Origin of the sequence: Ectothiorhodospira sp. BSL-9, from assembly GCF_001632845.1 — a bacterium.
Classification (GTDB): Bacteria; Pseudomonadota; Gammaproteobacteria; order Ectothiorhodospirales; family Ectothiorhodospiraceae; genus Ectothiorhodospira.
In genome coordinates this window covers 859,887-884,901 of sequence record NZ_CP011994.1, presented here as the reverse complement: position 1 = coordinate 884,901, position 25,015 = coordinate 859,887, and the positions used below count along the sequence as shown (strand labels likewise).

Below are 25,015 nucleotides of genomic sequence, written 5' to 3'. Positions count from 1 at the left end.
ATTCTGTAAAACGAACGGGCCGAACATGACCAACATCGAACGCTTCGAGGCCATGCTGGCCGACGGTCAGGATAATCAATTGCTGCGATTTTCCCTTGGCAATGCGTATCTGGCCGACGGTCGTCCTGGAGAGGCGTCCATCCATTTGCGGGCGGCTGTGGGGCATGACCCGGCTTACTCCGCTGCCTGGAAGTTGCTGGGGCGGGCACTGGATGAGAGCGGGGCGCTGTTCGAGGCCCTGGATGCCTATAACGAGGGCATCACGGTCGCCGAGTCCCGGGGGGATATTCAGGCGGCGAAGGAGATGCGGATCTTCCGCAAACGAGTGGAAAAACGGATTGCGGCGGAAGAGGGAAGCCATGACTGATACCGCGGTGCAGGCCCCGGAGGGCTATCGCACCCACTTCGAGTGGGCCATGCTGCACCCGCGTTACTGGGGCACCTGGCTGGGTATCGCTCTGCTTTGGGTGATCATGTGGCTGCCCCGACCCGTGGGTCGGGGCGTGGGTCGGGCGGTGGGCTGGCTGGCCTGGGTGACCGGCGGGCGCCGTCGGCATGTTGGCCGCGTGAACCTGCGGCTGTGCTTTCCCGAGTGGTCGGAAGAGCAACGCGAGCAGGTGTTGCGCGAGCATTTCCGCATTGTCGGGCAGTGTTTCGTGGATTATCCCCTGCTCTGGTTTGGCAGCCACCGGCGCCACCGGGCGCGCATCCAGCTGGTGGATGAAGCCGGTGTGCTGGAGATGCAGAGCCAGGGTCAGCCGGCCATCATCTGCGCCGCCCATGCCCCGGCCCTGGATTTTGGTGGCCTGAGGCTGAGCCTGGAATGCGGCGGTGTCTCCTTCGCCAAGCCCATGAAGAACCCCATCATCGAGTGGATCAACACCCGCAGCCGTTCCCAGTATGGTGCTGCCATGTTTGCCCGGGACCAGGGTCTGCGACCGGCCATTCGCCACACCCGCCAGGGCAAGGTGTTCTACTATCTGGCGGACGAGGATCTGGGGCCCGCACACACCGTGTTTGCCCCGTTTTTTGGCGTGCCCAAGGCCACCATCCCGGCCCTGGGTCGCCTGGTGCGTCTCACCGGCGCACCGGTGGTGCCCAGCATGGGCTTTTACCGGATCGATGAGGACCGTTACGAACTGGTGATGGCCGAACCCCTGGCGGATTTTCCCACCGGGGACGACGTGCAGGATGCAGCCCGCATGAATGCGGCCCTGGAGGCCCTGATTCGTCGCGATCCGGCCCAGTATCTGTGGACACTGCGGTTCTTCAAGACCCGCCCGCGGGGGGAGCCCAAGGTGTATTGAAGGTGCCGCTTCAGGTCCTCACCCGCTGGGCTTGCGCTTGAACCGGCTTGAGCGTTTGAGTTCGCTGAGTATTTCCCGTTCCAGACCATCCAGATCCTCGCTCTTCACCTGGGCCACGTCGCTGATCCAGGCCGTGGTCTCGTTACGCTTCTTGCGAAAATAATCCAGGATGAACTGCTCCGAGAGCAGCACGAAACGAATGGCCTGGGCCGGGTCCACCTGCAGGAAGGGGTTGCGGGCGATCTGTCGGGCCGAGTCCTCCTGCTGCTGACAATAGCGGCTGAGCAGGCTGTAAAGGGCCATGCGCCCATCGCCCATATGGCTGGAAACGGAGGGTCGGGTCAGGGGGTGCAGGGCCGCGTCCACCAGGGCATCCAGCCATTGGGTGAGCTGGTTCTCCGAAATGCTCACCTCGCGGGAGCGCAGTTCCCCTGCCAGTGCCATGATGCGCGATTGCAGATGCTCTGCCTGCTGATCGGCATGCAGTCGCTTGACCGCGCGGCGCCACAGGGTCTGGGAGTCTTCAAGCTGGGTGCGCAGATCCTCCATCTGCTCGCGCAGGTTCTCCGCCTGCCGGTCCAGGGTGTTGATCTGCTTGAGTCGCACCTGCATCTCGTGCTGGGCCACCGTGATGCGGATGCGGAAATACCGGGCCAGCAGGTTCTCGATGCGCTCGCTGTGCTCGTGCAGGCGCTCGATGGCCTGCTGGAACATCGACGCAAGCTCCGGACCGCAGGCCTGCTCCCGCAGCAACTGGGCCGAACGGGTGGTGTCTGCGTTCTCGGCGCGCACGTCCAGCAGCAGTGCATTGAGGGTGCGGATCTGGTTGCCAAGACGGTCCAGATTCTGTGGGCTGGGGTCCTTGCGCCATTGCTCGTACATCTGTCGCAGATCCTCCAGCTTTTGCCAGAAGATCTTCACATTGGCGGTGTTGCCCACCACCTGTGACTTGTCCAGGGCGCCCATCACCTCCGGGCCGTACTGATCCTGGATGTTCAGCCGCCGCTCCAGATGATAGGCATTGGCCGACAGGATCAGGCCTTCCACTGCACGACGGGAGTAGTAAGGCGCCTCGTCCACCAGATCCAGGGGGATGTTCTCCGGCAGCTTCTCTGGCGGCAGGCGGGACAGCTGCTCCGCCGGCAGTTGAGCCACCATCTTGCGGAACACCGCCATGGGGATGACGGGCTGCGGTCCCGCCTTGCTGCTCATGAGCGCGCGACCAGGCAGCGATCCGCCAGCGCCATGGGATCAGGCGTCCCCACGTCCCAGCACCGGCGTGTGCTGGCTGCTGGCGAAGTCCAGCATGCGCTGGGTCGAGCGCAGCGCCCCCTGGCGCACGGTTTCGTCCACGTGGATCTCGTTGCCACCCGTTTCCAGCACCTCCAGCAGATTGCCCAGGCCGTTCATGGCCATCCACGGGCAATGGGCGCAGCTGCGACAGGTGGCGCTATGCCCGCCGGTGGGCGCCTCCAGGAAGGTCTTGTGCGGTGCCGCCTGTCGCATCTTGTAGAAGATGCCGCTGTCGGTGGCCACGATCAAGGTCTCATGGGGCAGTTCCCGGGCCGCCTTGATCAACTGTGAGGTGGAGCCCACCGCATCGGCCAGTTCGATCACCCCGGCGGGGGACTCCGGGTGCACCAGCACGGCAGCATCCGGATGCTCCTGTTTCAGGTCCACCAGGGCCCGGGTGCGGAACTCATCGTGCACCACGCAGGTGGCATCCCAAAGCACCATGTCGGCACCGGTGGTCTTCTGGATGTAGGCCCCCAGGTGACGGTCGGGGGCCCAGAGGATCTTCTTGCCCTCGTTCTTGAGGTGCTCCACCAGCTTCACCGCGATGCTGGAGGTGGCCACATAATCGGCGCGCGCCTTCACCTCGGCAGAGGTGTTGGCATACACCACCACGGTGCGGTCCGGATGCTGATCGCAAAAGGCGATGAATTCATCTGCCGGGCAGCCCAGGTCCAGGGAGCACTCCGCCTCCAGGGTGGGCATGATCACCCTTTTTTCAGGGCTGAGGATCTTGGCTGTCTCCCCCATGAAGCGCACGCCCGCCACCACCAGGGTGGAGGCCGGGTGTTCCTTGCCGAAACGGGCCATGTCCAGGGAGTCGGACACGCAACCGCCGGTCTGCTCGGCGAGCATTTGCAGATCCTCATGCACATAATAGTGGGCCACGAGGGTGGCCTCCTGCTCCTTGAGCAGGGTCTTGATGCGCTCGATCACCCGTTCGCGCTCGGCGCCCGTGTAGTGAGGCATCTGCCGCTCCACCCAGGCGGTTTCCGGAACCTTGAAGTGGTGCAGCGGTTGTACGGTGGCTGTGGTCATGAATCTTGAGTCCCCGTTGGCTTGCGGGCAGGCCTTGAGCCTGTTGATAATGGTTTTGACCGGTATCAACCCGTCATGTTCTTCCCATGGCGTTCGATAAACCCTTCACTTGCGCGGCAGGCGCCCATCTCCAACCCATGAGTGACACTCCCAAGCATACCGGACGACGGCGCTGGCTGCGCCGCGGACTGGAGCTGATCATCATCCTGCTGGTGTTTCTGGCCATCAAGGCCTGGCTGCAGCGGGACATGGTCTCCGGCGAGGCGCCGCCGCTGCAGGGCCTGCTGCTGGACGGCTCACCGGTGAGCCTGTCGGACTACCAGGGCCAGCCGGTGCTGGTGCATTTCTGGGCCACCTGGTGCGGCATCTGCCGGGTTGAGCAGCCGGCCATCGAGTCCATCAGCCAGGACTGGCCTGTGCTCACCGTGGCCATGCAGTCCGGTGATGCCCAGGCGCTGCGGGAATACATGCACGAGAACGACTATACCCATCCGGTGCTGGTGGACGAGACCGGCGCACTGTCCGCCCGGTTCGGCGTGGGAGCGGTGCCGGCCACCTTCGTGGTGGATGCCGATGGCGAGGTGCGCTTTCGCCAGCGCGGCTTTGCCACCGCCTGGGGTTTGCGGGCCCGCCTGTGGGCCGCCAGCGCGTTGAACTGACGCAGCACACCAAAAACGGCCCATCCCGTGATTATACTGGGCAGTCGCGATATATTCAGGCGAAACTCGGGGAAATCATGCTCAGCTGGCGACGATACGCCGCCGGGCGGGGTCCCCTCAAGGGCAAGAACCCGGGGCAAAGTACCCCGAAAGCAGAGGAGTCAACATGGGCGAGCCCAATCACGTGGTCACGCCAGGGGAGGCGAGGACCCTGGCCGGACTGTTCAGGGAGCGAGTCAAGCGAAGCCCCGATGCGGTGGCTTACAAACAGTATGATCAGGCCACTTCCGAATGGGTGTCGCGCACCTGGCGGGAGGTGGGTGAGCAGGTGGCCCGCTGGCAGGCGGCACTGCAAAAGGAAGACTTTTCTCCGGGCGACCGCGTCGCGGTCATGCTGCGCAATTGCCAGGAATGGGTGATCTTCGACCAGGCCTGCCTGGGCCTTGGCCTGATCACGGTGCCGCTATACACCGACGACCGGCCGGACAACATCGCCTATATCCTCAAGGATGCCGGAGCCAAGCTGTTGCTGCTGGGCGGTCGTCAGCAATGGAAGCGCCTCCAGGAGGTCCGCGAGCGACTGGACACGGTCAATCGCATCGTCACCGTGCAAGCAGTGGACCCGGCAGAATTCCCCGAGGACCCGCGCCTCAAGTCCCTGGATGAATGGGCCCCCGAGGGCGATCATGAACTGATTACCCGTGATGTGGATCCCGGCTCCCTGGCCACCGTGGTGTATACCTCGGGCACCACCGGTCGATCCAAGGGGGTGATGCTCACCCACCAGAATATCCTGCAAAACGCCTATGCGGCCCAGCAGTGTGCCCCCATGGGGGGGGAGGATCTGTTTCTCTCCTTCCTGCCCCTGTCCCACACCCTGGAGCGCACCGGTGGCTGCTACATGCCCATGATGGTGGGTGCCCAGGTGGCCTTCGCCCGCTCGGTGCAGGGCCTGGCGGAGGACCTGATGAACCTGCGCCCCACCGTGCTCATCTCCGTACCGCGCATCTACGAGCGCATCTACGGGCGCATCACCGCGGGCCTGGAGGAGAAGTCCGGCTTCGCCCGCTTCCTGTTCCACACCACCGTTTCCGTGGGTTGGCACCGCTTCGAGCATGAGCAGGGCCGCGCCGGCTGGCATCCCAAGCTGCTGTTATGGCCGCTGCTGAAAAAGATCGTTGCCGGCAAGGTGACCGAGCGCCTGGGCGGGCGTCTGCGTTATGCCGTCTGCGGCGGCGCGCCGCTGCCACCCCCCATCGCCCGGTTCTTCATCGGCCTGGGGCTGCCTGTGTTCCATGGCTTTGGCATGACCGAGGCCAGTCCGGTGGTGGCCGTCAACCGGCCCGACGATAACGTGCCCGCCAGTGTGGGCTGTGCACTGCCCGGCGTGGAGGTGAGCATCGGCAAGGATGAGGAATTGCTGGTGCGTGGCCCCTCGGTGATGCAGGGCTACTGGAATAATGAGCAGGCCACCGCCGACACCATCGACAAGGATGGCTGGCTGCACAGTGGCGACAAGGCCCGCATCGATGAGCAGGGGCATATCTTCATCATCGGTCGCATCAAGGAGATCCTGGTGCTGGGCAACGGCGAGAAGGTGCCCCCGGCGGATATGGAGATGGCCATCACCCTGGATCCGATCTTTGAGCAGGCCATGGTGCTGGGGGAGGGCAAGCCCTATCTCACCGCCCTGGTGGTGCTCAGCCCGGATGAGTGGAAAAAGCTGGCCGAGGAACTGGAGGTGGATCCGGACAGCAGTGAGGATCTTTACAGCCGCAAGGTGGAAAAGGCCCTGCTGGAGCGCGCCGGCAAGCAGTTGACCGAGTTCCATGGCTACGCCCAGGTACGCCGCCTCACGCCCACCCTGGAGCCCTGGGACGTGGACAACGGTCTGCTCACGCCCACCATGAAGCTCAAGCGCGCCCTGATTCTGGAGCGCTACAGCAAGCAGATCGAGGCCATGTACGAGGCCCACAGCAAGCGCTGATCAGTTGCCGAACCTATAAAAACCATAAAAGAATCACCCAAGGGGGATACATGCCTTTCATTCAGTCTCGCAACGCCCTGTCCTGCGCCGTGGCTGGCGCGCTGGCCCTGTCCGGAGCCGCCCTGTGGCATTCACCGGTCAAGGCGGCGGGCTTCTACATCCAGGAACAGAGCGTCAGCGGCCTGGGCCGCGCCTTCGCCGGTGAGGCGGCGGTGGCTCGGGACTCCAGCACCATCTTCTTCAACCCGGCGGGGATGGTGTTCCTGCCTGGGCCTGAATTTCAGGCCGGTGTCCACTTGTTGATTCCGAACGCGGATGCCAAGAATCGTGGATCGACTGCTTCAGGTATCGGATTGGTCAATCCCGAAACGGGTGTCCCAGTAGTTGGTACTGAATATACTAATGATACTGTGGGTGGTGGTTCCGGTGGCAACCCTTATGATCCTACACCCGTCCCAAATCTGTTCTACGCCCGCCCCCTCAACGAGCAGACATGGTTTGGGCTGGGAATCACCGCCCCGTTCGGTCTCGCCAATCATTATGACGATGATTTCTGGGCCCGCTATGATTCCACCGAAACGGATCTCAAGGTCATCAATATTCAACCGAGCCTGGCTTACCGGGTCAATGAGCGACTCTCCATTGGTGGCGGGATCGATATTCAGTATGCAGATGCGACGCTCAAGAATGCGATACCCGCTCCGGGTGCTTTACCCTCCACGCCCCCTGCGCTCAGTCTCGAAAGTGATGGAGAGCAGCAACTCGATGCGGATAGCTGGGATGTGGGTTTTAACCTGGGTGCCATGTGGCAGGTGACCGAAGCAACCCGCCTGGGCCTGCACTATCGCCAAGGCGTGAAACACACTCTGGATGGGAAGGCCAAGATCACTCGACCCATCACAGGCCAGCAAGAAACCCTGGACGGCAAGGCCGATCTGCACCTGCCGGATATGGTGGCATTGGGCGCGCATCACCAGTTGAATGATCGCTGGACCCTGATGGCCCAGTACAAATGGTTCCAATGGTCCAACTTCGACGAAATCCGTGTTCGCTTCAACGACGGTCGGGAAGACAACGTTGTCGAGCAGAACTACAAGGACAGCTGGGCCCTGTCGGTCGGGGCGGAATACCAACTGGACGATCGGTGGACCCTGCGGGGCGGTTTGCAGTATGACCGGACGCCTACCCAGGATGGCTACCGCACCACCCGCACGCCGGATGGTGACCGTACGTGGTACTCGCTGGGTGCCAGTTACGAGCAGGGGCCGAACTGGGGCTTTGATGTGGCCTATACGTACATCGATATCTCCAAGGAATCGCTTGAACTGGAGCGGAAGTTTGAGGCTCCGAATGGAGACACATTCGCGACCGTCGACCTCACCGGCACCACCGAAGGCCACGTCCACATCCTGGCCGCCGCCGTGCGCTACCGGTTCTGAGCGTGATGACCTCCACCTTCCCAGCCCTGCTGATCCGTGACGAGGTCCTTGGATCCCATCGTGTCAGACTCACGGACATGGAACCGTCGGAGCTGATGGATGGGGCCGTGGAGGTGGCGGTCCGTTACTCCTCGCTCAACTACAAGGACGCCCTGGGCATCACCGGCAGCGGTCGGGTACTGCGGCGCTCGCCCCTTGTGGGTGGCATTGATGCTGCCGGTGAGGTGCTCTGTGCCGCCGAGGACAGCGGTTTCAAGGCCGGAGATCCCGTGCTGGTCACCGGTTGTGGCCTGGGCGAGATCCACCATGGCGGCTTTGCCGGTCGCATCCGCGTGCCCGCCGACTGGGTGGTGCCCATGCCCAAGGGGCTGGACCTTCGGCAATCCATGATCCTGGGCACCGCCGGCTTCACCGCCGCCCTGGCCCTGCAGCGCCTGCGCGCCAACGATCAGGACCCGGGCATGGGGCCCATCCTGGTCACGGGGGCCAGTGGCGGCGTGGGTTCCCTTGCCGTGAGCCTGCTGGCCGCCCAGGGCTACGAGGTGGTGGCCCTGTCCGGCAAGACCCGCCGGCATGACTGGCTCAAGTCCCTGGGCGCGGTGAAGGCGATGGATCGTCGTGGTCTCTCGCAGGGCTGGCGCCCATTGGAGACGGCCCGCTGGGCGGGGGCGGTGGATACCGTCGGCGGCGAGATCCTGGGCTGGCTCACCCGCACGGTGGATGAGTGGGGCAATATCGTTACCATCGGGCTGGCAGGCGGCGCGGAACTGCGCACCACCGTGATGCCCTTCATCCTGCGGGGTGTCTCCCTGCTTGGGGTGAGTTCCAGCAACTATCCCACGGAGCGCCGCGCGGCCGTCTGGACACGTCTGGCCAGTGACTGGGCCATTCCCCACCTGGATGACATCGTCACCGAGGAGATCGGGCTGGCGGGTCTGGAATCAGCCAGCAAGCGCATGCTGGCGGGGGATGTACACGGGCGAATCCTGGTGGATCTTCAGCGATAATCCCTGGAATCCAGGCTCAAGTCCTCAAGGCTTGCCAATCCCCGACAGGATCGACTCCTGAGTGATCACTTCGCGCATCACCCGGCTCTCCCGATGGCGACCCCCGCAGATCTCCAGCACATTGCCATTCCCCAGATGGGCCTCCACGTTGTAACCCAGGCCAGGTTCGTGGTTCAGCACGATGGTGCGGGTCTTTCCTGCTTCCAGTTGCAGGAGCGTGGTGGTCTGCTGGGTATCCACATTGGCATAACCGATCTCCACTTTGGGGATGGTCTCGGAGGTGCGGTTCTGAACATGGACGATCAGGGTGCGGTCTGGCATGGACGCGCCCTGATCGTGGCGGCAACCGGAGCCCAGCAGGGTCACGGCCACCAGCACCGGCATCAGGCACACAAACAGTATTGAACGATTTATCTTCATGATGCCCACATTAGCGCTTTCTGATGAATGCGTCAGTGAGAATTATCAGCTATCCCGAAAAAATGTGCGCCCCGTTACCGCAAGGCCACACGCTCCCTGTGGGAGCGGCCCCCGGCCGCGAAGGTGGCGCAACGACCAGGATGGCCTGACAACACCATGCCTCGTTACACTGTGGTGCAGCAAGAAAGGAAACGACCCATGCCCAACCACGCCACGCCTCCCAGGGGGGCCATCGGGCTCCTGCTACTGGTGCTCGCCGTCACTTTGCTGCTCGGTGCCTGTGACCAGCCCCCGGAGATGCGCGAGGATCCGCCCGAACGTCCGGTCCTGGCCCTCACCCTTGAGCCCCCCGAGGACATGACCTCCCGCACCTTCAGTGCCCGGGCCGAGGCCGCTGAGCGCACGGCCCTGGCCTTCAGGGTGTCCGGCCAGGTGGCCCTGGTGCATGCCGACCTGGGCGACCGGGTGATGAAGGATGATGTGCTGGCTCGGCTGGATGACCGGGATTACCGCCTCAAGGTGCGTGAACTGGAGGGCCAGCTGGAGGCTGCCGAAGGCCAACTGGAGGAGGCCGAGGTGAATTACCGGCGCGGCCAGGATCTGGTGCGCGACGGAACCATCAGTCGCGCCGATTTCGATAGTCTGCGTTCCGCCTTCCGACAGGCCCAGGGCCAGCGGGATGCGGCCCGCGAGGGCCTGTCCACCGCCCGGGCTGCTCTGGAGGACACGGTGTTGAGGGCACCCTTCGACGCCCATGTGGCCCGCCGCAACATCGAACCCCACGAGCAGGCCAGCCCGGAGCGGGTGGTCTTTGTGCTGGATGACCTGGATGAGATCGAATTGCGGGTGGGCATGCCCGAGACCCTGGTGGTGCACCGGGACCGGCTCACCGCCGTGGATGTGCATTTCGCCGCCCTGGGCCGCCGTTACACGGGCCGGGTGCGGGCCGTGGGGGTGGACGTGGACGAGGACACCCAGACCTATCCGGTACGCATCGTGGTGGACAACCCGGACCAGCGCATCCTGCCCGGCATGACCGCCCGCCTGGATTTCCGGGCAGGATTGCCCGAGGCCGACGAACAGGGCTATTTCCACGTGCCCATGACCGCGGTATTCGACCACGATGGCCAGCCCCACATCTGGGTACTGGACGAGGCCGGCGAGACGGTGACGCGCCGCCCGGTGAGCCTGGGCCCGCTGGAGCGGGATGGGGTGCGCGTCCTGGGTGACCTGCGCGCCGGTCAGCAGGTGGTCACTGCCGGCGTGCAGCACCTGCGCGAGGGCCAGACGGTACGGGTGCTCACCGAGGATGAGATGCGGGGTGCACGCCGATGAATGCCGCCGTATGGGCCATCCAGTGGGGCCGCCTGATGGGCTTCATGGTGGCCCTGATCGTGTTCGTGGGCATTTTCAGCTACATCCAGCTGGGCCAGCTCGAGGACCCGGAGTTCACCGTGCGCACGGCGGTGGTCTACACCGAATACCCGGGTGCCCGGGCGGTGCGCGTGGAGCAGGAGGTGACCGAGCGCATTGAACTCAAGATCCAGCAGCTGGGCGAACTGGATCAGGTGCAGTCCCATAGCCGGGACGGGGTGTCGGTGATCTTCGTGGACATTCAGGAGAGCCACGATCCGGAATCACTGCGGCAGATCTGGGATGAGCTGCGCCACAAGGTGAATGAGGCTGCCCGCGAGCTCCCGGATGGGGTGCGAGGGCCCTTCGTGGACGACGATTACGGCGATGTCTTCGCCTTGCTCATCGCCCTCAGTGGTGAGGGCTACGGCTATGACGTGCTCGACCGGGTGACCGACAACGTGCGCCGGGAACTGCTTCGGGTGCCCGGCGTGGCCAAGGTGGAGCTGTTCGGGCAGCAGGGGGAGCGGGTCTTCGTGGAGACCTCCCGGGAGAAGATTGCCGAGATGGGCCTCACCCCCCATCAGGTGGTGCAGGCCCTGAATCGACAGAACGTGGTGGAGCCGGCAGGGTTCGTGGAGATGGGCCCTCGGCAGGTGCGCATCTTTGCCAGTGGCGTGTTCGAGTCCCTGGAGGAGATCCGCAGTCTCTCCATCCGCAGTCCGGCCACCGGCAACCTGGTGTATCTGCGCGATTTCGCCGAGGTGCGCCGAGGCTTCTCGGACCCGCCCCAGGCCCTGCTTCGCCATGATGGGCAGGACGCCCTGGCCATCGGCATCGTACCCACACAGGGTGTGAATGTGGTGGATCTTGGGGAGCGGATCAGCGAGAGCCTGGCGCGGATCGAACCCAGCCTGCCCGTGGGAATGTCCTTCGGCATCATTGCCAACCAGCCCCGCGAGGTGGAGGCGGCGGTGGGCGAGTTCATGATCAACCTGGTCACGGCGGTGGTGATCGTCATCGCCGTGTTGCTCATCGCCCTGGGGCTGCGCACGGGCCTGATCGTCGGTGCCGGCGTGCCGTTCACCATTCTGGCCACCTTCATCGTCATGTGGGGCACGGGCATCGACCTGCATCGGGTCTCGTTGGGGGCGCTGGTGATCGTGCTGGGCATGATGGTGGACAATGCCATCGTGGTGGCGGAGCTGACCTTTGTGAAGATGCAGCGGGGCATGGATCGCCTACAGGCGGCCCAGGAGGCGGTGAGCGAGACCGCCTGGCCGTTGTTCTCCGCCACCCTGATCGCCGTGCTGGCCTTCTCGCCCATCGCCCTCACCGATACCGCCACCGGGGAGTTCACTCGCTCCCTGTTCTGGGTGGTGGGTTTCTCCCTGCTGCTCAGTTGGGTGCTGGCCATTACCGTCACACCGGTCATGTGTCATCGCTGGCTCAAGTCACCGGCCAAGGGCAGCGAGGGCGATGACCCCTATGGGGGGCGCCTGTATCGGGGCTTTCGCCGCCTGCTGGGTGGCGTGCTGCACTGGCGTCGCGCCAGCCTGGGGGTCATCGTCGGACTGCTGGTGCTCTCCCTGATCGGCTTCATGCTGGTGCCGCAGATCTTCTTCCCGCCCGCGCAACGGGCCCAGTTCATGGTGGATTACTGGCTGCCGGAGGGCAGTCGCATCAGTCAGACATCCGAAGACATGGCGGTTATCGAGGATTGGCTGCAGGGGCGGGACGAGGTGGAAGCCGCCACGGCCTTCATCGGTGAGGGGGCGCCGCGTTTCTATCTGCCCATGCTGCCCGAACACCCCAATGCGGCCTTCGGGCAGATCCTGGTGAACCTGAAGGCCGTGGAAGACCTGGATACCATGATGGTGGCCACCCGGCGTTTCATGGATCAGCGCTTCCCGGATGCCCAGCCCCGGGTGCGGCCCATGCAGTTGGGGGATCCGGTGCGCTATCCCATCGAGATGCGCATCATCGGTCCGGAGCGCGACACCCTGCGGGCCGTGGCCGAGCAGGGGCGGGAGATACTGGCGGGCGATCCCCGCCTGGATCATGTGCGCCTGGACTGGCGCAACAGGACGCCGCAGATCCAGGTGGATGTGGATCAGGAGCGGGCCCGTCGGGCCAATGTTTCCAGTGCCGCCATCTCTGAGGCGCTGGCCACCGCCTTTGCCGGACAGCCCATCGGGGTCTATATCGAGGATGACAAGCGCATTCCCATCAAGTGGCGTTTCCCCCTGGAGGATCGCACCGATCCCACGCAGGTGGAGACCATGGTGATCTGGCCCGAGGAAGGTCACCGACCGGTGCCACTGTTGCAGGTGGCCGATGTGTCGGTGGTGTGGGATGACGCCTCCATCTGGCGCATGGACCGTGAACGCAGTGTGACCCTGCAGATGGATCTCGTGCCGGGGGCCATTGCTCATGAGGTGCTGCGTGATCTTCGGCAGCGGGCCAGAGATCTGGATCTGCCATCAGGCTACCGTATCGAATGGGACGGTGAGCCGGTGAAATCCCTGGAGGCGCAGCGGGGTGTGTTGCAGCCGGTGCCGGTGGTGCTGGGGTTGATGGCCCTGGTGCTGATGGCCCAGTTCAACAGTTACCGGCGATCGCTGATCATCCTGCTGACCGTTCCCCTGGGCGTGGTGGGGGTGAGCGCGGGCCTTCTGCTGTTCAAGCAGCCCTTTGGCTTCATGGCCCTGCTGGGGGTGATGAGCCTGTCGGGGATGATCATCAAGAACGCCATCGTCATGGTGGAGCAGGTGGATCTGGAGATGGAGCGATCCGACGATGCCCACGCTGCCCTGGTGGAGGCGGCGGTGAGCCGCGTACGACCGGTGCTGCTGGCGGCGGCCACCACGGTGCTGGGGATGCTGCCGCTGGCGTTGTCCGGGCCCTTCTGGGCGCCCATGGCCATTGCCATCATGTTCGGTCTGGCGCTGGCATCATTGCTGACGTTGTTGGCGGTGCCGCTGTTTTATGCTGTGTTGTTCGGGGTTTCGTACCCTCACCCCAACCCCTCTCCCCGGGGGGAGAGGGGTTATAACTTCCTTCCCCCCAGGGGGGCGGCGGGCACCGTTCCCTACAGCCGCTTGGTCACCAGCTTGATGCCCTCGTCCTCCCGGCTGTTGCGGGAGCTGAAGCCCAGGCGGTGCATCAGGGCCATCATGTTGGTGTTCTGGGCGAGGACATCGCCCTCCATGGTGCGCAGGCCACGGGTGCGGGCCACGTCCATGAGTTCGTTCATCAGGTGTGAGCCCACGCCCCGGCCCTGCCATTCGTCGGCCACCGCCAGGGCGAACTCGCAACTTTGCTGGTCCGGGTTGGCGGTGTAACGGGCCACGGCCACCTGCAACTCGGAGCCGTCCGGGCGTTCCTGCACGGCGATCAGGGCCATCTCCCGGTCGTAATCGATCTGTGTGAAACGCACCAGCATATGCGGGGTGAGTTCGTGTACCGCCTGCATGAAGCGGTAGTACCGGGATTCCGCCGAGAGGTTGCGCACGAACTCCTGTTCGATCCTGGCGTCCTCGGGCCGGATCGGCCGGATGGTCAGATTGGTGCCGTCGGGCAACTGCCACTGGTTGACCAGATGGGCCGGGTAGGGATGGATGGCCATGTGAGCATAGCGATCCGGCATCACCGGCGGGAAGTTCACGGTGATGCGGGCATCCACCGCCGCCAGGCCGCGTTCGTCGGCGATCAGCGGGTTGATGTCCATCTCCTGGATCTCCGGCAGTTCGCAGACCATCTCCGAGACCCGCAGCAGCACCTGCTCCAGGGCCTGCTCGTCCACCGCCGGCATGTTGCGGAACTCCTTGAGCAGTTTGGCCACCTTGGTGCGGGCGATCATGCCCTCGATGATCACCTCGTTGAGCGGTGGCAGGGCCACGGCCCGGTCCTTGATGACCTCCACCGAGGTGCCCCCGGAGCCGAAGCTGATCACCGGCCCGAACACCGGATCGCGCAGCACACCCACCATGAGTTCGCGCCCGTAGGTGCTCTGGTGCATGCGCTCCAGGGTCACCCCATTGATGCGTGCCCCGGGCTTCAGACGCCGGGCGTCCTCCACCATGGTCTGGAAGGCGCTGCGCACGGATTCGGCGCTGGCGATGTTCAGGCGCACGCCCTGCACATCGGACTTGTGGGTGATGTCGGGAGAGTCGATCTTCATGGCCACCGGATAACCCACGGTGCCTGCCGCCACCAGGGCTTCGCCAGCGGTGTTGGCCCGCATGGTCTGGGTGACCGGGATGCGGAAGGCCGAAAGCACCGCCTTGGACTCCAGGGTGCTGAGCAGCTTGCGGCCCTCGGAGAGGGCGCCTTCGATGATCAGCCGGGCGCCGTGCACGTCGGTGCGGCCGCGGTCGCTGAGGGGGCTGGGCACCTGCAGCAGAAGGCGCTGGTTGCGCTTGTGTGCGGCCAGGTAGGCGAACCCCTCCACCGAGGCCTCGGGGGTGGTGAAATGGGGCAGGCGCTCGCGGGTGAGATGTTCACGACCTTCGCGCACCTGGATGTCCCCCATCCAGCATCCGAGTACGGGTTTTTTCACCTTTTTGGCGACCCGGGTGGTCACTTCGGCCACGGCCAGGGGGTCGGTCATGGCCTGGGGGGTGAGCATGACGATGGAGGCGTCCACGCCGCTGTCTTCCAGGCACGCGGTCATGGCGTTTTCGAAGCGCTCCGCGTCGGCATCACCCAGAATGTCCACGGGATTGCCATGGGACCATTGCTCCGGCAGGGCCTTGTTGAGTTTGTCCATGGTCTCGGTACTGAAGCGGGCCATGTTGACGTCCAGTTCCACGGCCCGGTCGGTGGCCATGACGCCGGGACCGCCGGCATTGGTGATGATGGCCAGACGGTTGCCCTCCACCCGGTAACCGCTGGAGAGGATGCGGGCCGCGGAGAACAGTTGCTGGATGGTCATGGCGCGCACGCCACCGGCGCGCTCCAGGGCGGCGTCGAACACATCGTCGGCGCCCACCAGGGAGCCGGTATGGGACATGGCTGCCCGGGAGCCTTCGGCATGGCGGCCGGACTTGATGACGATCACCGGCTTCATGCGCGCCGCCGCACGCAGGCCGCTCATGAAGCGTCGGGCGTTGTGAATACCCTCCACGTACAGCAGGATGCTGCGGGTCTCCCGATCCAGAGCCAGATAATCGAGCACGTCGCCAAAATCCACATCGGAGGCATCGCCCATGGAGGCCACGGCGGAAAAGCCGATCTCCTGGCTCTCGGCCCAGTCCAGGATGGCCGTGCAGATGGCGCCGGACTGGGACACCAATGCCAGATTCCCCGGCAGGGCCTTGTTCTTGCTGAAGGTGGCGTTGAGGCCACGCCCCGGCCGCATCACGCCCAGACAGTTGGGGCCGATCAGACGCAGGTCGTATTCCCGGGAGATCTCCATGATCTCCTCTTCCAGTCGCTTGCCGGCCCGCCCGGATTCACTGAAACCGGCGGAGAGCACCACTGCGCCGCGCACGCCGTGTTCGCCACAGTGACGCAGGACGTTGGGCACGGTGCGTGCGGGGGTGGCCACCACGACCAGTTCCACGGGCCGGCCGATGGCCTCCACATCGGGATAGCAGCGGCGTCCGTGCACGGTGTCGTGCTTGGGGTTCACCGGATACAACTCGCCCTTGAAACCGGCGTCCACCAGGTTGGCAAACACCAGGCTGCCCAGGGCATTGTGTCGTTCGGTGGCACCGATCACGGCGATGCTGCGTGGTGCGAAAATTCGGTTGAGGAAATGTGGTCCCATGATTGTGCTGCTGATCGCCCCCTTAGAGATTCTCTCTGAGTATAGTATGGGTGATGCTGCGGTGCGGCGAAACCGCTTGGGGACCCATGACCCGAACAAACGAAATCGCTTAAGCCTATCTCGTCTTTTGGCGCTTCGCGTTACCATGGGTAAAAGCCCAAGGAGTCGCGCCCATGACCATCGCCTTCATCACGCATCATGATTGCAGTTTGCACCGTGTGGCCATCCACCATCCAGAGGTGCCCGAACGTCTTTCGGCCGTTGACGATCGAATGCTGGCTTCGGGGATCAGCATGCTGCTGAGCCATTATGATGCACCGCTGGTCACGCGTGAGCAGTTGCTGCGGGTGCATACAGCGGATTACGTGGACTACGTGGAATCGTCGGCGCCCGGCCCGGACGACATGGTGTGCCTGGACGAGGGTGATACGGTGATGACGGAGCACACCCTGCAGGCGGCCCGACGGGCGGCAGGTGCGGCGGTTCTGGGGGTGGACCTGGTGATGTCCGGCGAGGTCAGCAGTGCCTTTTGCAGTGTGCGTCCGCCGGGGCATCACGCGGAGCGGGCGCGGGCCATGGGGTTCTGCATCTTCAATAATGTGGCGGTGGGGGCGGCCCATGCCCTGGCTCAGTATGGGCTGGAGCGGGTGGCGGTGGTGGATTTCGATGTCCACCATGGCAACGGTACCGAGGATATTTTCCGTGACGAGCCGCGGGTATTGTTCTGTTCCACCTTCCAGCATCCCTTTTATCCCCATACCGGTGAGGCGGTGGATTCGCCGCATCTGGTGAATGTGCCTTTGACGCGGGGTGTGACGGGCAAGGAGTTCCGGGATGCAGTCCAGGGTCACTGGTTGCCGGCACTGGAGGCTTTCCGGCCGCAGTTGATCATGATTTCGGCGGGTTTTGATGGCCATCGGGAGGAGGATATGGCGGATTTCCGCCTGGTGGAAGATGACTATGCCTGGGTGACCCGGGAGTTGAAGGCGGTGGCCAAACGGCATGGTGAGGGGCGGCTGGTGTCCTGCCTGGAGGGGGGGTATGCCCTGTCAGCGCTGGGTCGGTCGGCCTGTGTGCATCTGGATGCGTTGATCGGGCACTGAGTCTGGTTTGCTTTGTGCTGTGGTGCCTGGGTTTGGCATCAGGGTAGCGATGTCCTCGGGGGCGGGCGCCTGTCCGCGGGACGCCGTGAATACGTCCGTGTAGGCTTGACCGCCGCATCCATGCGGCGAACACCCGCTCCCAGGCACCCGCCCCCGAGGACATCTTGAGACTGCGGGGGCTTTCGGTTGCGTGTCAGAGCCCCTCTCCCGCTGGCGGGAGAGGGGTTGGGGTGAGGGCGGGGTGGCGCGGACCTGCCCTTATGCCTTCCACTTGATGTTGCAGCCCAGGCTGGGTTTCTGGTCCTGGGGGATGGGCGTGCCCTGGAGCAGGGCGTCGGCGGCGGCACGCAGGTCCTTGCCGGTGACGGGGACGTTGCTGCCGGGGCGGCAGTCGTCGAACTGGCCGCGGTAGACCAGTTTGCGGTCGGCGTCGAAGAGGTAGAAGTCCGGGGTGCAGGCGGCGTCATAGGCCTTGGCCACTGCCTGGGTCTCGTCGAACAGATAGGGGAAGGTGTAGCCGAAGCGGCGGGCGTCGTCCTGCATCTTCTCGGGGCTGTCTTCCGGGAAGTTGTCTGCGTCGTTGGAGTTGATGGCGATCACGGCCAGGCCCTTGTCGGTGTATTCACGGCCGAAGCGGGCGAATTCGTGGCGGATGAGCTGCACGAAGGGGCAGTGATTGCAGATGAAGGCGACCACGTAGCCCTTGGCCTGAGGAAAGTCGTCCAGGGAGACGGTCTTGCCGGTGGACGGATCGGGCAGGCTGAAGTCGGGGGCGCGGGTGCCCAGGTCGATCATTCGGGATTCGGTTCTGGCCATGGGATTCTCCTTGCTCCTCTCCCGCTGGCGGGAGAGGGGTTGGGGTGAGGGTGGGCGTGCTCAATCAGGGGCACGGAACGGGATATCTTTCGTGCACGGCTTCAATCTCTTCGAGCACCGCTTCACTCAATGTGACCTCCAGGCTGTCGATGTTCTCCTCCAGCTGCGACAGCCTGGTGGCGCCAATGATGTTGCTGGCGACGAAGGGTTGGGCGTTCACGAAGGCCAGGGACATCTGGGCCGGGCTCAGGCCGTGGCGCCGGGCGATGTTCACGTATTCGCGGGTGGCGGCCACGCCGGTCTCGCCGGAGTAGCGCACGAAACGGGAGTACAGGGTGATGCGTCCGTCGGGCGGGGCATCGTCCAGGTACTTCCCGCTCAGGGCACCGAAGGCCATGGGGGAGTAGGCCAGCAGGCCCACGTCCTCGCGGATGGCCATCTCGGCCAGGCCCACCTCGAAGCTGCGGTTGAGCAGGTTGTAGGGGTTCTGGATGGACACCACGCGGGGCAGGTCGGCCTGTTCCGCCAGGCGCAGGTATTCCATCAGGCCCCAGGGGGTCTCGTTGGAGATGCCGATGGTGCGCACCTTGCCGGCGCGCACGAAATCCGCCAGCACTTCCAGGGTTTCGGCAATGGGGGTGGCGCCGGCATGGTCCTGATGGCGGTAGCCCAGCTGGCCGAAATAGTTGGTGGGGCGCGAGGGCCAGTGGATCTGGTACAGGTCCAGGTAGTCCGTCTGCAGCCGTTGGAGGCTGTCGTGCAGGGCCTGTTCCAGGTGGGGGCGGTCCAGTTGCGGGCCGCCGCGGATGTGGCTGAAGTTCTCGCTGGGCCCTGAGGCCTTGGAGGCGATCACCAGGTCGTCCCGCCGGCCACGACGGGCCAGCCAGGTGCCCAGGTATTGCTCGGTGAGGCCCTGGGTCTCCGCCTTGGGGGGCACCGGGTACATCTCGGCCGCGTCGATGAAGTTGATGCCCCTCTCCACGGCCATGTCGAGCTGGCTGTGGGCCTCGGCCTCGGTGTTCTGTTCGCCCCAGGTCATGGTGCCCAGGCACAGGGTGCTCACCTGGATGCCGGAACGTCCCAGTGGCTTGGTCTGCATGTTGTTCTCCCGTGATGCTTTGATCCCAAAGCATACAATCCAGCCACACTCCGGATAAATCCAGGCCGCCAGACAAGGCCTGTGGGAGCGGCCCCTGGCCGCGAATATGGGAGCCCCACCCTCTTCGGGTGCCTCCCTTTTCGCGGCCGAGGGCCGCTCCCACACTCACTTCCATCACTTCATCTCTCCGAAGCCAGGACGTCCTCCCCTTTGGGAGTGGCCCCGCTTTCTTGCTACGGAGAAAGGTCTTAGCGCTGCTTTTCCAGCATGCCGGAGATGATGGGGGCCAGGATGACCTCCATGGCCAGGCCCATCTTGCCACCGGGGACAACGATGGTATTGCGGCGTGACATGAAGGAGTCGTGCAGCATGTTCAGCAGGTAGGGGAAATCCACACCGAACTTCTGGGGGTCGCGGAAGCGGATCACCACCATGCTCTCGTCCGGCGTGGGGATGTCGCGGGCGATGAAGGGGTTGGAGGTGTCCACCGTGGGCACCCGCTGGAAATTGATGTCCGTCTTGGAGAACTGGGGCGTGATGTAGTGCACGTAGTCGGGCATGCGGCGCAGCATGGTGTCGACGATGGCCTCGGCGGTGTAGCCGCGCTCGGCGTTGTCGCGGAAGATCTTCTGTATCCATTCCAGGTTGACGATGGGAACCACGCCGATGCCCAGATCCACGTGCTGGGCGGCGTTCACGTCGCCATCGGTCACCAGGCCATGCAGTCCTTCGTAGAACATGAGGTCGGTGCTGTCGGGGATGTCTTCCCAGGGGGTGAACTCCCCGGCCTTGAGGCTGGTACCCAGACGACCGTTGTGGCTGTCTGCTTCTTCCTCGTTATGGATGTAGTAGCGCTTCTTGCCACCGCCGGTTTCGCCGTAGGTCTTGAACATCTCCTCGAGTTTGTCGAACAGATTGGCTTCGGGGCCGAAGTGACTGAAGTGGTTGTTCCCCTGGGCGGCGGCCTCCTTCATGGCCTGCTTCATCTCCACCCGATTGTAGCGGTGGAAGCTGTCGCCCTCGATGATCACCGGGTTGATGTGTTCGCGGCGGAAAATGTGCTCGAAGGCGTTCTTGACCGTGGAGGTGCCGGCGCCGGATGAACCGGTGACGGCCACAATCGGGTGTTTCCTGGACATGGGGTTGACTCCTTCATTGCTTGATGGTTGATGGCTATGGTTTGTTTATATGTCCCTCGGTCCTGGCCGGGGGATCGGAATCTATATGCCAGTCAGCTCTATAGTGTGTCGTTAAATGGACTAAAAAACCAGATTGAGCATGACGAGCGACACAACCAGGAACAGCACGGTCATGATGCCGCCGGCCTTCATGAAGTCCTTCACGCGGTAGCCGCCGGGCCCCATGATCAGGGCGTTGACCTGGTGCGTGGGGATGAGGAAGGAGTTGGAGGTGGCAATGGCCACCGTGAGAGCGAACACTCTGGGATCCGCATCCATGCCCATGCCCTGGGCGGCCACCGCAATGCTCACCGCCAGGGGAACCAGCAGAACCGTGGCGCCCACATTGGACATCACCAGGGTGAAGAAGGTGGCCAGTATGGCCAGGGTGGCCTGCAGGACCCAGGGAGACACCTGGCCCAGGTATGTCAGGGTCTGATGGGCGATCCAGGCGGCGGTGCCGGTCTGCTCCACGGCAGCGCCCAGGGGGATGAGGCTGGCCAGCAGGAACACCGTCTTCCAGCTCACGGCCTTGTAGGCTTCGTCCATGCTCAGCACGCCGCTCAGGATCATGCCCACGGCACCCACCAGCAGGGCCACCGACAGACGCAGGTCGGTGAACAGGATCAGCGCCAGGGCGATGAGGAAGAAGGTGAGGGCGAAAGGCACCTTCTGCGGGCGTAATTCCTCGTGGGGGTATTCGCTGGTGATCACCACGAAATCACGGTTCTTTTCGATATGCGCCAGGGAATCCCAGCGGCAGTGGCAGACCAGGGTGTCGCCCGCCAGCAGGGGGATTTCACGCACGCCGCTGCGAATGGTCTCCTCGCCCCGGTGGATGCCGAGTACCGAGAGACCATAGGTCTTGCGCATGGCAATGTCGGTGACCTTCTTGCCAATGAGTTCCGAGCCGGGCGGCAGCACCACCTCGGCAATGCCCGATTGGTTGGGTGCCAGGGCATCACCAAAGACATCCAGTCGGTCCTTGAGGGGGTTGGCGCTACGGGCGGCGAAGGATTCCAGTGCCTCGTGACGACCCAGCAGGGCCAGGTGGGCGTTGGGCTCCAGCACCAGGCCGCTCCAGGGGCCCACCCGCAATTCCCCGTTCATGAAGGTGCCGATGACGATGACCGGGTGCTCGGCCTCCAGTTCGCCCACGGTGCGCCCGGCCAGGCCGTTGTGGTCTTCCAGACGCACCTCGCGGATGACGAAATCCAGCCCGTACACGCGCTGGAAATATTCCTCGGTGCTCTCGGCAGTGGGCTGCTCTCCCTTGGTGACGGGCAGTACGAAGCGACCCAGGAACACGAAATAGAGGATGCCCGTGGCCACCAGGGCAAGACCGATGGGGGTGACGTCGAAGAGCCCGAAAGGCTCCATGCCCTCCGGCAGCAGGTCGTTGAGCAGGATGAGTGGACTGGAGCCCACCATGGTGATGGTCCCGCCCAGGATGGCGCAGAACCCCATGGGCATCAGCAGGCGGGACATCTTCAGTCCGGTGCGGGCACTGATGCGCGAGACCACGGGCAGGAACAGGGCCGCAGCCCCCACGTTCTGCATGAAGCTGGAGATCACCCCCACGGTGCCCGAGATCATGGGAACGACGCGTTTCTCCGTGGTGCCGCCCGAGCGCATGATGAGGCCGGCCACCCGGGACATGATGCCGGTCTTGTCCAGCCCGGCACCGATGATCATGACGGCGATGATGGAGATCACTGCATTACTGGCGAAGCCATCGAAGAGCCGGTGCGGATCACTGATGGACTCCAGGCCTGGCACCAGGCTGAGCAGTCCCAGCAGTACCATGATGGACACAGCGGCCACATCAATGCGCACCACCTCGGTGACGAAGAGCACGATGGTGAGGCCGAGCAGGCCCATCACCACCATCATCTGGGGTGTGAAGGCAATCTCTTGCATTTTATTATATGAATATCCTGTGCGGGCATAAGCAGTGTAATGTCTTTGCGCCTGGCTTGAAAGAGTGGGCGTCTGGTTCGCCCCGCCTCAATTCCGCTATGCTCACAACATCACCTCAGGTGGAGTGTCCCATGGAATCCCAGTTGTCCCCTGTCGGCCGGTTCCGCAAGATCCTGCTGGCCTTTGATGGCACGGAACACAGTGACGGTGCGCGTGCCCTGGCCATGAGTCTGGCGCAGCATTGTGGTGCCGAACTGTTGGTGCTACGGGTGGTGCTGACCAATCCGGAATACGAATCCATGGCCCCACAGCGCGTCGACGCAGAGACCCGCGAGGTGGAAAAGTCCCTGGAGACGCTTCAGCAGGAGGCAGAAAAGCAGGGTATCGAGTGCCGCGTGATGCTGCGTCATGGGGCGGATCCCTGCATCGCCGTGGTCCGCCTGGCGGAAGATGAGAACGTGGACTGTGTGGTGGTGGGGCGCCGCCATCGTAGCGATCTGGCAAGATTGGTGGTCGGGGATTCCACCAACCGGATCATCGGTCATGCCCCCTGCAGCGTGCTGGTGGCTCCACCGGGATCCGAGCCCCTGCGACGGCGCATCCTGGTGGCCACCGATGGCTCCCGCCATGCGGATGCAGCCTGCGCCACCGCCGCGCGCCTGGCCCTGTCCACCGGGTTGCCGCTGACGGTGCTCTCCGCAACCCTGGGCGATGAGAGCGATGAGCGACGCTCACGGGCCAAAGAGGCTGTGCAGCGGGTGTTGTATGTGCTCAAGCAGGAACTGGCCCCGGCGGGTATCGAGCTGGATGGCATGGTGGAGCAGGGGCGCCCGGAAGCGGTGATCGTGGACGTGGCCCGCAGCCGCAGCGCCGACCTGGTGGTGATGGGCAGCCACGGGCACACCGCCCTGAAACGCCTGTTCATGGGCAGTGTCTCCAAGCGCGTGGTGGGCAATGCCCCCTGCCCGGTGCTGATCGTCAGGTAGGCGGCGTGCGGCCGCTGGACTCCAGACGCGCCAGTCGGTCGTTGATCTCCTGCAGCTTGGCCATCAACTCGTCGCGCTCCTCCCGGGCCGCGGCATCCTGCTCCTGGCGTCGGTTTTCCTCTTCTTCATAGTGCTGCTCCTGCATGCTGTTCACGATGATGCCGATGAACAGGTTGAGCACCGTGAAGGCAGTGAGCATGATGAAGGCCAGGAAGTAGATCCAGGCATAGGGATATACCGCCATCACCGGGCGGGAGATCTCCTGGGACCAGCTCTCCAGGGTCATCACCTGGAACAGGGAATACATGCTGCGCCCCAGATGGCCGAAATACTCGGGGAAACTGTCGGCGAACAGCCGCGTACCCATCACCGCGAACACATAGAACACCAGCATCAGCAGTACGGCGATCCAGCCAATGCCCGGGATGGCCCGCAGCAGGGAATCCACCACATGGCGCAGGCGCTTGATCTTGGTGAGCAGGCGCAGTACCCGCAGGATGCGCAGGGTCCGCAGCACGCTGAAGGCCCCCGTGCCCGGCAGCAGCGAAACCGCCACGATGAGGAAGTCGAAGACATTCCAGCCACTGCGGAAGAAGCGAAAGCCAAAGGCGTACAGCTTGACCGCAATCTCGAAGACGAAGATCGTCAGTACCGTGCGCTCGATCCACTGCAGCACACTCCCGGCGTGCACCTGAACCACCTCGAAGGTGTCCAGCCCCAGGGTGATGGCGTTCAGGACAATGATCGCCACGATCAGGTTCTGGATGCGCGGGCTTTCGATCCAGCGTCCGGCCCGGGCGCGGAAGCTGTCGGGAAGGGCGGGGTTATCGCTTTGGGTGTGTGCGTTCATAGACCAGATCCCAGACGTCATGTCCCAGTCGTTGACCCCGTTGTTCAAACTTGGTCAGGGGGCGGTAGGAGGGGCGCGGGCTGAAACCGCCCTCGGCGGCCTGATTGGTGAAATCCCCGGCCTGCTGCATGACTTCAAGCATGTGCCGGGCATAATCTTCCCAGTCGGTGGCCAGGTGCAGGATGCCACCCTCACGCAACCGGCTGGCCAGCAGGCCCACAAAGGCCGGCTGCACCAGGCGCCGCTTGTGATGGCGTTTCTTGGGCCAGGGGTCGGGGAAGTAGATCTGGATGCGATCCAGGCTCCCCGGCGGGATCTGCCGGTTGAGCATCTCCACGGCGTCGTGACAGGCCACGCGCACATTGGTCAGGTCCTGGTCTTCCACCTGCTGCAGCAGATGCCCCACCCCCGGGCGGTGCACCTCCACGCCAATGAAGTCCCGCTCCGGGTCGTCCGCGGCCATCCGGGCCAGGGACTCGCCATTGCCAAAGCCGATCTCCAGGGTCACCGGCGCGCGGCGCCCGAACAGGGCCTCAAGGTCCAGGGGCTCGGGCGTGAACTCCAGGCCAAAGCGGGGCCACAGGAATTCCAGCGCCCGCTGCTGCCCTACGGTGAGACGTCCTTCCCGACGCACGAAGCTGCGAATGGGGCGATGGTGTGGCGGCGGGTGGGTGGCTGTCATGGGAGAACGACTTCAAGCGGTTCAATAGGTTACGGGATCCGTGCATGCCTCCCTTCTCCCCCTTGGGGAGAAGGGCCGGGGATGAGGGGGTCGGAGGCCCCCCAA

General features: G+C 64.1%; 19 protein-coding genes and 1 pseudogene. 10 read left to right on the top strand and 10 right to left on the bottom strand.

Annotation, left to right across the window (positions count from 1 at the left end; all coding sequences use genetic code 11):
• The first annotated feature begins 25 nt into the window (after window positions 1–25).
• Together ECTOBSL9_RS04370 and ECTOBSL9_RS04365 are read left to right on the top strand one after the other, a co-directional pair.
• The gene (locus ECTOBSL9_RS04370) at window positions 26–367 is read left to right on the top strand and encodes a tetratricopeptide repeat protein (RefSeq protein ID WP_063464042.1); all 342 of its coding nucleotides are present in this window, start codon (window positions 26–28) and stop codon (window positions 365–367) included.
• Window positions 360–1,307 carry a lipid A biosynthesis acyltransferase gene (locus ECTOBSL9_RS04365; protein ID WP_063464041.1) on the top strand — a complete coding sequence of 316 codons (948 nt, stop codon included), beginning with the start codon at window positions 360–362 and terminating at the stop codon, window positions 1,305–1,307. Before ECTOBSL9_RS04370 ends, ECTOBSL9_RS04365 begins: the two co-directional genes overlap by 8 nt.
• Before the next feature lie 18 nt (window positions 1,308–1,325).
• Here ECTOBSL9_RS04365 and ECTOBSL9_RS04360 read toward each other — a convergent pair whose 3' ends face one another.
• Together ECTOBSL9_RS04360 and nadA are read right to left on the bottom strand one after the other, a co-directional pair.
• Entirely contained in the window at window positions 1,326–2,519 is a 1,194-nt protein-coding gene (locus ECTOBSL9_RS04360) for a hypothetical protein (protein WP_063464040.1), read from the bottom strand.
• Window positions 2,520–2,558: 39 nt separating this feature from the next.
• The gene (gene nadA / locus ECTOBSL9_RS04355; protein WP_063464039.1) at window positions 2,559–3,638 is read right to left on the bottom strand and encodes a quinolinate synthase NadA; all 1,080 of its coding nucleotides are present in this window, start codon (window positions 3,636–3,638) and stop codon (window positions 2,559–2,561) included.
• A 137-nt stretch (window positions 3,639–3,775) separates the two neighbouring features.
• Between nadA and ECTOBSL9_RS04350 the strand changes: the two genes are divergently transcribed.
• From ECTOBSL9_RS04350 to ECTOBSL9_RS04335, 4 genes are all read left to right on the top strand, one after another.
• Complete coding sequence (locus ECTOBSL9_RS04350; protein ID WP_063464038.1) at window positions 3,776–4,297, top strand: protein disulfide oxidoreductase; 522 nt, start codon at window positions 3,776–3,778, stop codon at window positions 4,295–4,297.
• 166 nt (window positions 4,298–4,463) lie between these two features.
• Window positions 4,464–6,284 (top strand): long-chain fatty acid--CoA ligase, encoded by a 1,821-nt coding sequence (locus ECTOBSL9_RS04345; protein WP_063464037.1) that lies wholly within the window; start codon window positions 4,464–4,466, stop codon window positions 6,282–6,284.
• Between the two features lie 50 nt (window positions 6,285–6,334).
• Window positions 6,335–7,723: an OmpP1/FadL family transporter gene (locus ECTOBSL9_RS04340; RefSeq protein WP_063464036.1), complete on the top strand. Its 1,389-nt coding sequence runs from the start codon at window positions 6,335–6,337 to the stop codon at window positions 7,721–7,723.
• A 5-nt stretch (window positions 7,724–7,728) separates the two neighbouring features.
• Window positions 7,729–8,730 (top strand): acryloyl-CoA reductase, encoded by a 1,002-nt coding sequence (locus ECTOBSL9_RS04335; RefSeq protein ID WP_063464035.1) that lies wholly within the window; start codon window positions 7,729–7,731, stop codon window positions 8,728–8,730.
• 24 nt (window positions 8,731–8,754) lie between these two features.
• Here ECTOBSL9_RS04335 and ECTOBSL9_RS04330 read toward each other — a convergent pair whose 3' ends face one another.
• Window positions 8,755–9,150: a hypothetical protein gene (locus ECTOBSL9_RS04330; RefSeq protein WP_156500035.1), complete on the bottom strand. Its 396-nt coding sequence runs from the start codon at window positions 9,148–9,150 to the stop codon at window positions 8,755–8,757.
• A 198-nt stretch (window positions 9,151–9,348) separates the two neighbouring features.
• On the opposite strand from ECTOBSL9_RS04330, the gene ECTOBSL9_RS04325 reads away from it, so the two are divergent.
• Together ECTOBSL9_RS04325 and ECTOBSL9_RS04320 are read left to right on the top strand one after the other, a co-directional pair.
• Window positions 9,349–10,485, top strand: a complete 1,137-nt coding sequence (locus ECTOBSL9_RS04325; protein WP_063464033.1) for an efflux RND transporter periplasmic adaptor subunit — start codon at window positions 9,349–9,351, stop codon at window positions 10,483–10,485.
• A pseudogene (locus ECTOBSL9_RS04320) lies at window positions 10,482–13,520 on the top strand (efflux RND transporter permease subunit); the annotation flags it as partial. The gene ECTOBSL9_RS04325 and the pseudogene ECTOBSL9_RS04320, both read left to right, overlap by 4 nt.
• Window positions 13,521–13,594: 74 nt before the next feature.
• Here the strand turns inward: ECTOBSL9_RS04320 and ECTOBSL9_RS04315 are convergent.
• Complete coding sequence (locus ECTOBSL9_RS04315; RefSeq protein ID WP_063464032.1) at window positions 13,595–16,276, bottom strand: bifunctional acetate--CoA ligase family protein/GNAT family N-acetyltransferase; 2,682 nt, start codon at window positions 16,274–16,276, stop codon at window positions 13,595–13,597.
• 173 nt (window positions 16,277–16,449) lie between these two features.
• Here ECTOBSL9_RS04315 and ECTOBSL9_RS04310 point away from each other — a divergent pair, with 173 nt between their 5' ends.
• Window positions 16,450–17,379 (top strand): histone deacetylase family protein, encoded by a 930-nt coding sequence (locus ECTOBSL9_RS04310; RefSeq protein ID WP_063464031.1) that lies wholly within the window; start codon window positions 16,450–16,452, stop codon window positions 17,377–17,379.
• A 258-nt stretch (window positions 17,380–17,637) separates the two neighbouring features.
• Here ECTOBSL9_RS04310 and ECTOBSL9_RS04305 read toward each other — a convergent pair whose 3' ends face one another.
• The 4 genes from ECTOBSL9_RS04305 to ECTOBSL9_RS04290 all read right to left on the bottom strand — a co-directional run bounded on the left by ECTOBSL9_RS04305 (window position 17,638) and on the right by ECTOBSL9_RS04290 (window position 22,392).
• Entirely contained in the window at window positions 17,638–18,195 is a 558-nt protein-coding gene (locus ECTOBSL9_RS04305) for a thioredoxin family protein (RefSeq protein WP_063464030.1), read from the bottom strand.
• A gap of 64 nt (window positions 18,196–18,259) precedes the next feature.
• Complete coding sequence (locus ECTOBSL9_RS04300) at window positions 18,260–19,294, bottom strand: NADP(H)-dependent aldo-keto reductase (RefSeq protein WP_063464029.1); 1,035 nt, start codon at window positions 19,292–19,294, stop codon at window positions 18,260–18,262.
• Between the two features lie 248 nt (window positions 19,295–19,542).
• Window positions 19,543–20,433, bottom strand: a complete 891-nt coding sequence (locus ECTOBSL9_RS04295) for a phosphoribulokinase (protein WP_063464028.1) — start codon at window positions 20,431–20,433, stop codon at window positions 19,543–19,545.
• Between the two features lie 120 nt (window positions 20,434–20,553).
• On the bottom strand, window positions 20,554–22,392 hold the full coding sequence (locus ECTOBSL9_RS04290) for an SLC13 family permease (protein ID WP_063464027.1): 1,839 nt from the start codon (window positions 22,390–22,392) through the stop codon (window positions 20,554–20,556).
• A 131-nt stretch (window positions 22,393–22,523) separates the two neighbouring features.
• Here ECTOBSL9_RS04290 and ECTOBSL9_RS04285 point away from each other — a divergent pair, with 131 nt between their 5' ends.
• On the top strand, window positions 22,524–23,378 hold the full coding sequence (locus ECTOBSL9_RS04285) for a universal stress protein (protein WP_063464026.1): 855 nt from the start codon (window positions 22,524–22,526) through the stop codon (window positions 23,376–23,378).
• Here ECTOBSL9_RS04285 and ECTOBSL9_RS04280 read toward each other — a convergent pair.
• Together ECTOBSL9_RS04280 and trmB are read right to left on the bottom strand one after the other, a co-directional pair.
• Complete coding sequence (locus ECTOBSL9_RS04280; RefSeq protein WP_063464025.1) at window positions 23,371–24,228, bottom strand: ion transporter; 858 nt, start codon at window positions 24,226–24,228, stop codon at window positions 23,371–23,373. The genes ECTOBSL9_RS04285 and ECTOBSL9_RS04280 overlap by 8 nt on opposite strands.
• Window positions 24,203–24,910 carry a tRNA (guanosine(46)-N7)-methyltransferase TrmB gene (gene trmB, locus ECTOBSL9_RS04275; protein ID WP_063464024.1) on the bottom strand — a complete coding sequence of 236 codons (708 nt, stop codon included), beginning with the start codon at window positions 24,908–24,910 and terminating at the stop codon, window positions 24,203–24,205. The genes ECTOBSL9_RS04280 and trmB overlap by 26 nt, the downstream gene beginning before the upstream one ends.
• Window positions 24,911–25,015 lie beyond the last annotated feature (105 nt).

Excerpts from the sequence above, each read along its gene's own strand:
- ECTOBSL9_RS04335 (WP_063464035.1), top strand. The coding sequence starts at position 7,729 with ATGACCTCCACCTTCCCAGCCCTGCTGATCCGTGACGAGGTCCTTGGA.
- ECTOBSL9_RS04350 (WP_063464038.1), top strand. The coding sequence starts at position 3,776 with ATGAGTGACACTCCCAAGCATACCGGACGACGGCGCTGGCTGCGCCGC.
- trmB (WP_063464024.1), bottom strand. The coding sequence starts at position 24,910 with ATGACAGCCACCCACCCGCCGCCACACCATCGCCCCATTCGCAGCTTC.
- ECTOBSL9_RS04365 (WP_063464041.1), top strand. The coding sequence starts at position 360 with ATGACTGATACCGCGGTGCAGGCCCCGGAGGGCTATCGCACCCACTTC.
- ECTOBSL9_RS04310 (WP_063464031.1), top strand. The coding sequence starts at position 16,450 with ATGACCATCGCCTTCATCACGCATCATGATTGCAGTTTGCACCGTGTG.
- ECTOBSL9_RS04340 (WP_063464036.1), top strand. The coding sequence starts at position 6,335 with ATGCCTTTCATTCAGTCTCGCAACGCCCTGTCCTGCGCCGTGGCTGGC.
- ECTOBSL9_RS04360 (WP_063464040.1), bottom strand. The coding sequence starts at position 2,519 with ATGAGCAGCAAGGCGGGACCGCAGCCCGTCATCCCCATGGCGGTGTTC.
- ECTOBSL9_RS04370 (WP_063464042.1), top strand. The coding sequence starts at position 26 with ATGACCAACATCGAACGCTTCGAGGCCATGCTGGCCGACGGTCAGGAT.
- ECTOBSL9_RS04285 (WP_063464026.1), top strand. The coding sequence starts at position 22,524 with ATGGAATCCCAGTTGTCCCCTGTCGGCCGGTTCCGCAAGATCCTGCTG.
- ECTOBSL9_RS04300 (WP_063464029.1), bottom strand. The coding sequence starts at position 19,294 with ATGCAGACCAAGCCACTGGGACGTTCCGGCATCCAGGTGAGCACCCTG.
- ECTOBSL9_RS04315 (WP_063464032.1), bottom strand. The coding sequence starts at position 16,276 with ATGGGACCACATTTCCTCAACCGAATTTTCGCACCACGCAGCATCGCC.
- ECTOBSL9_RS04305 (WP_063464030.1), bottom strand. The coding sequence starts at position 18,195 with ATGGCCAGAACCGAATCCCGAATGATCGACCTGGGCACCCGCGCCCCC.
- ECTOBSL9_RS04345 (WP_063464037.1), top strand. The coding sequence starts at position 4,464 with ATGGGCGAGCCCAATCACGTGGTCACGCCAGGGGAGGCGAGGACCCTG.
- ECTOBSL9_RS04325 (WP_063464033.1), top strand. The coding sequence starts at position 9,349 with ATGCCCAACCACGCCACGCCTCCCAGGGGGGCCATCGGGCTCCTGCTA.
- ECTOBSL9_RS04280 (WP_063464025.1), bottom strand. The coding sequence starts at position 24,228 with ATGAACGCACACACCCAAAGCGATAACCCCGCCCTTCCCGACAGCTTC.
- nadA (WP_063464039.1), bottom strand. The coding sequence starts at position 3,638 with ATGACCACAGCCACCGTACAACCGCTGCACCACTTCAAGGTTCCGGAA.
- ECTOBSL9_RS04290 (WP_063464027.1), bottom strand. The coding sequence starts at position 22,392 with ATGCAAGAGATTGCCTTCACACCCCAGATGATGGTGGTGATGGGCCTG.
- ECTOBSL9_RS04330 (WP_156500035.1), bottom strand. The coding sequence starts at position 9,150 with ATGAAGATAAATCGTTCAATACTGTTTGTGTGCCTGATGCCGGTGCTG.
- ECTOBSL9_RS04295 (WP_063464028.1), bottom strand. The coding sequence starts at position 20,433 with ATGTCCAGGAAACACCCGATTGTGGCCGTCACCGGTTCATCCGGCGCC.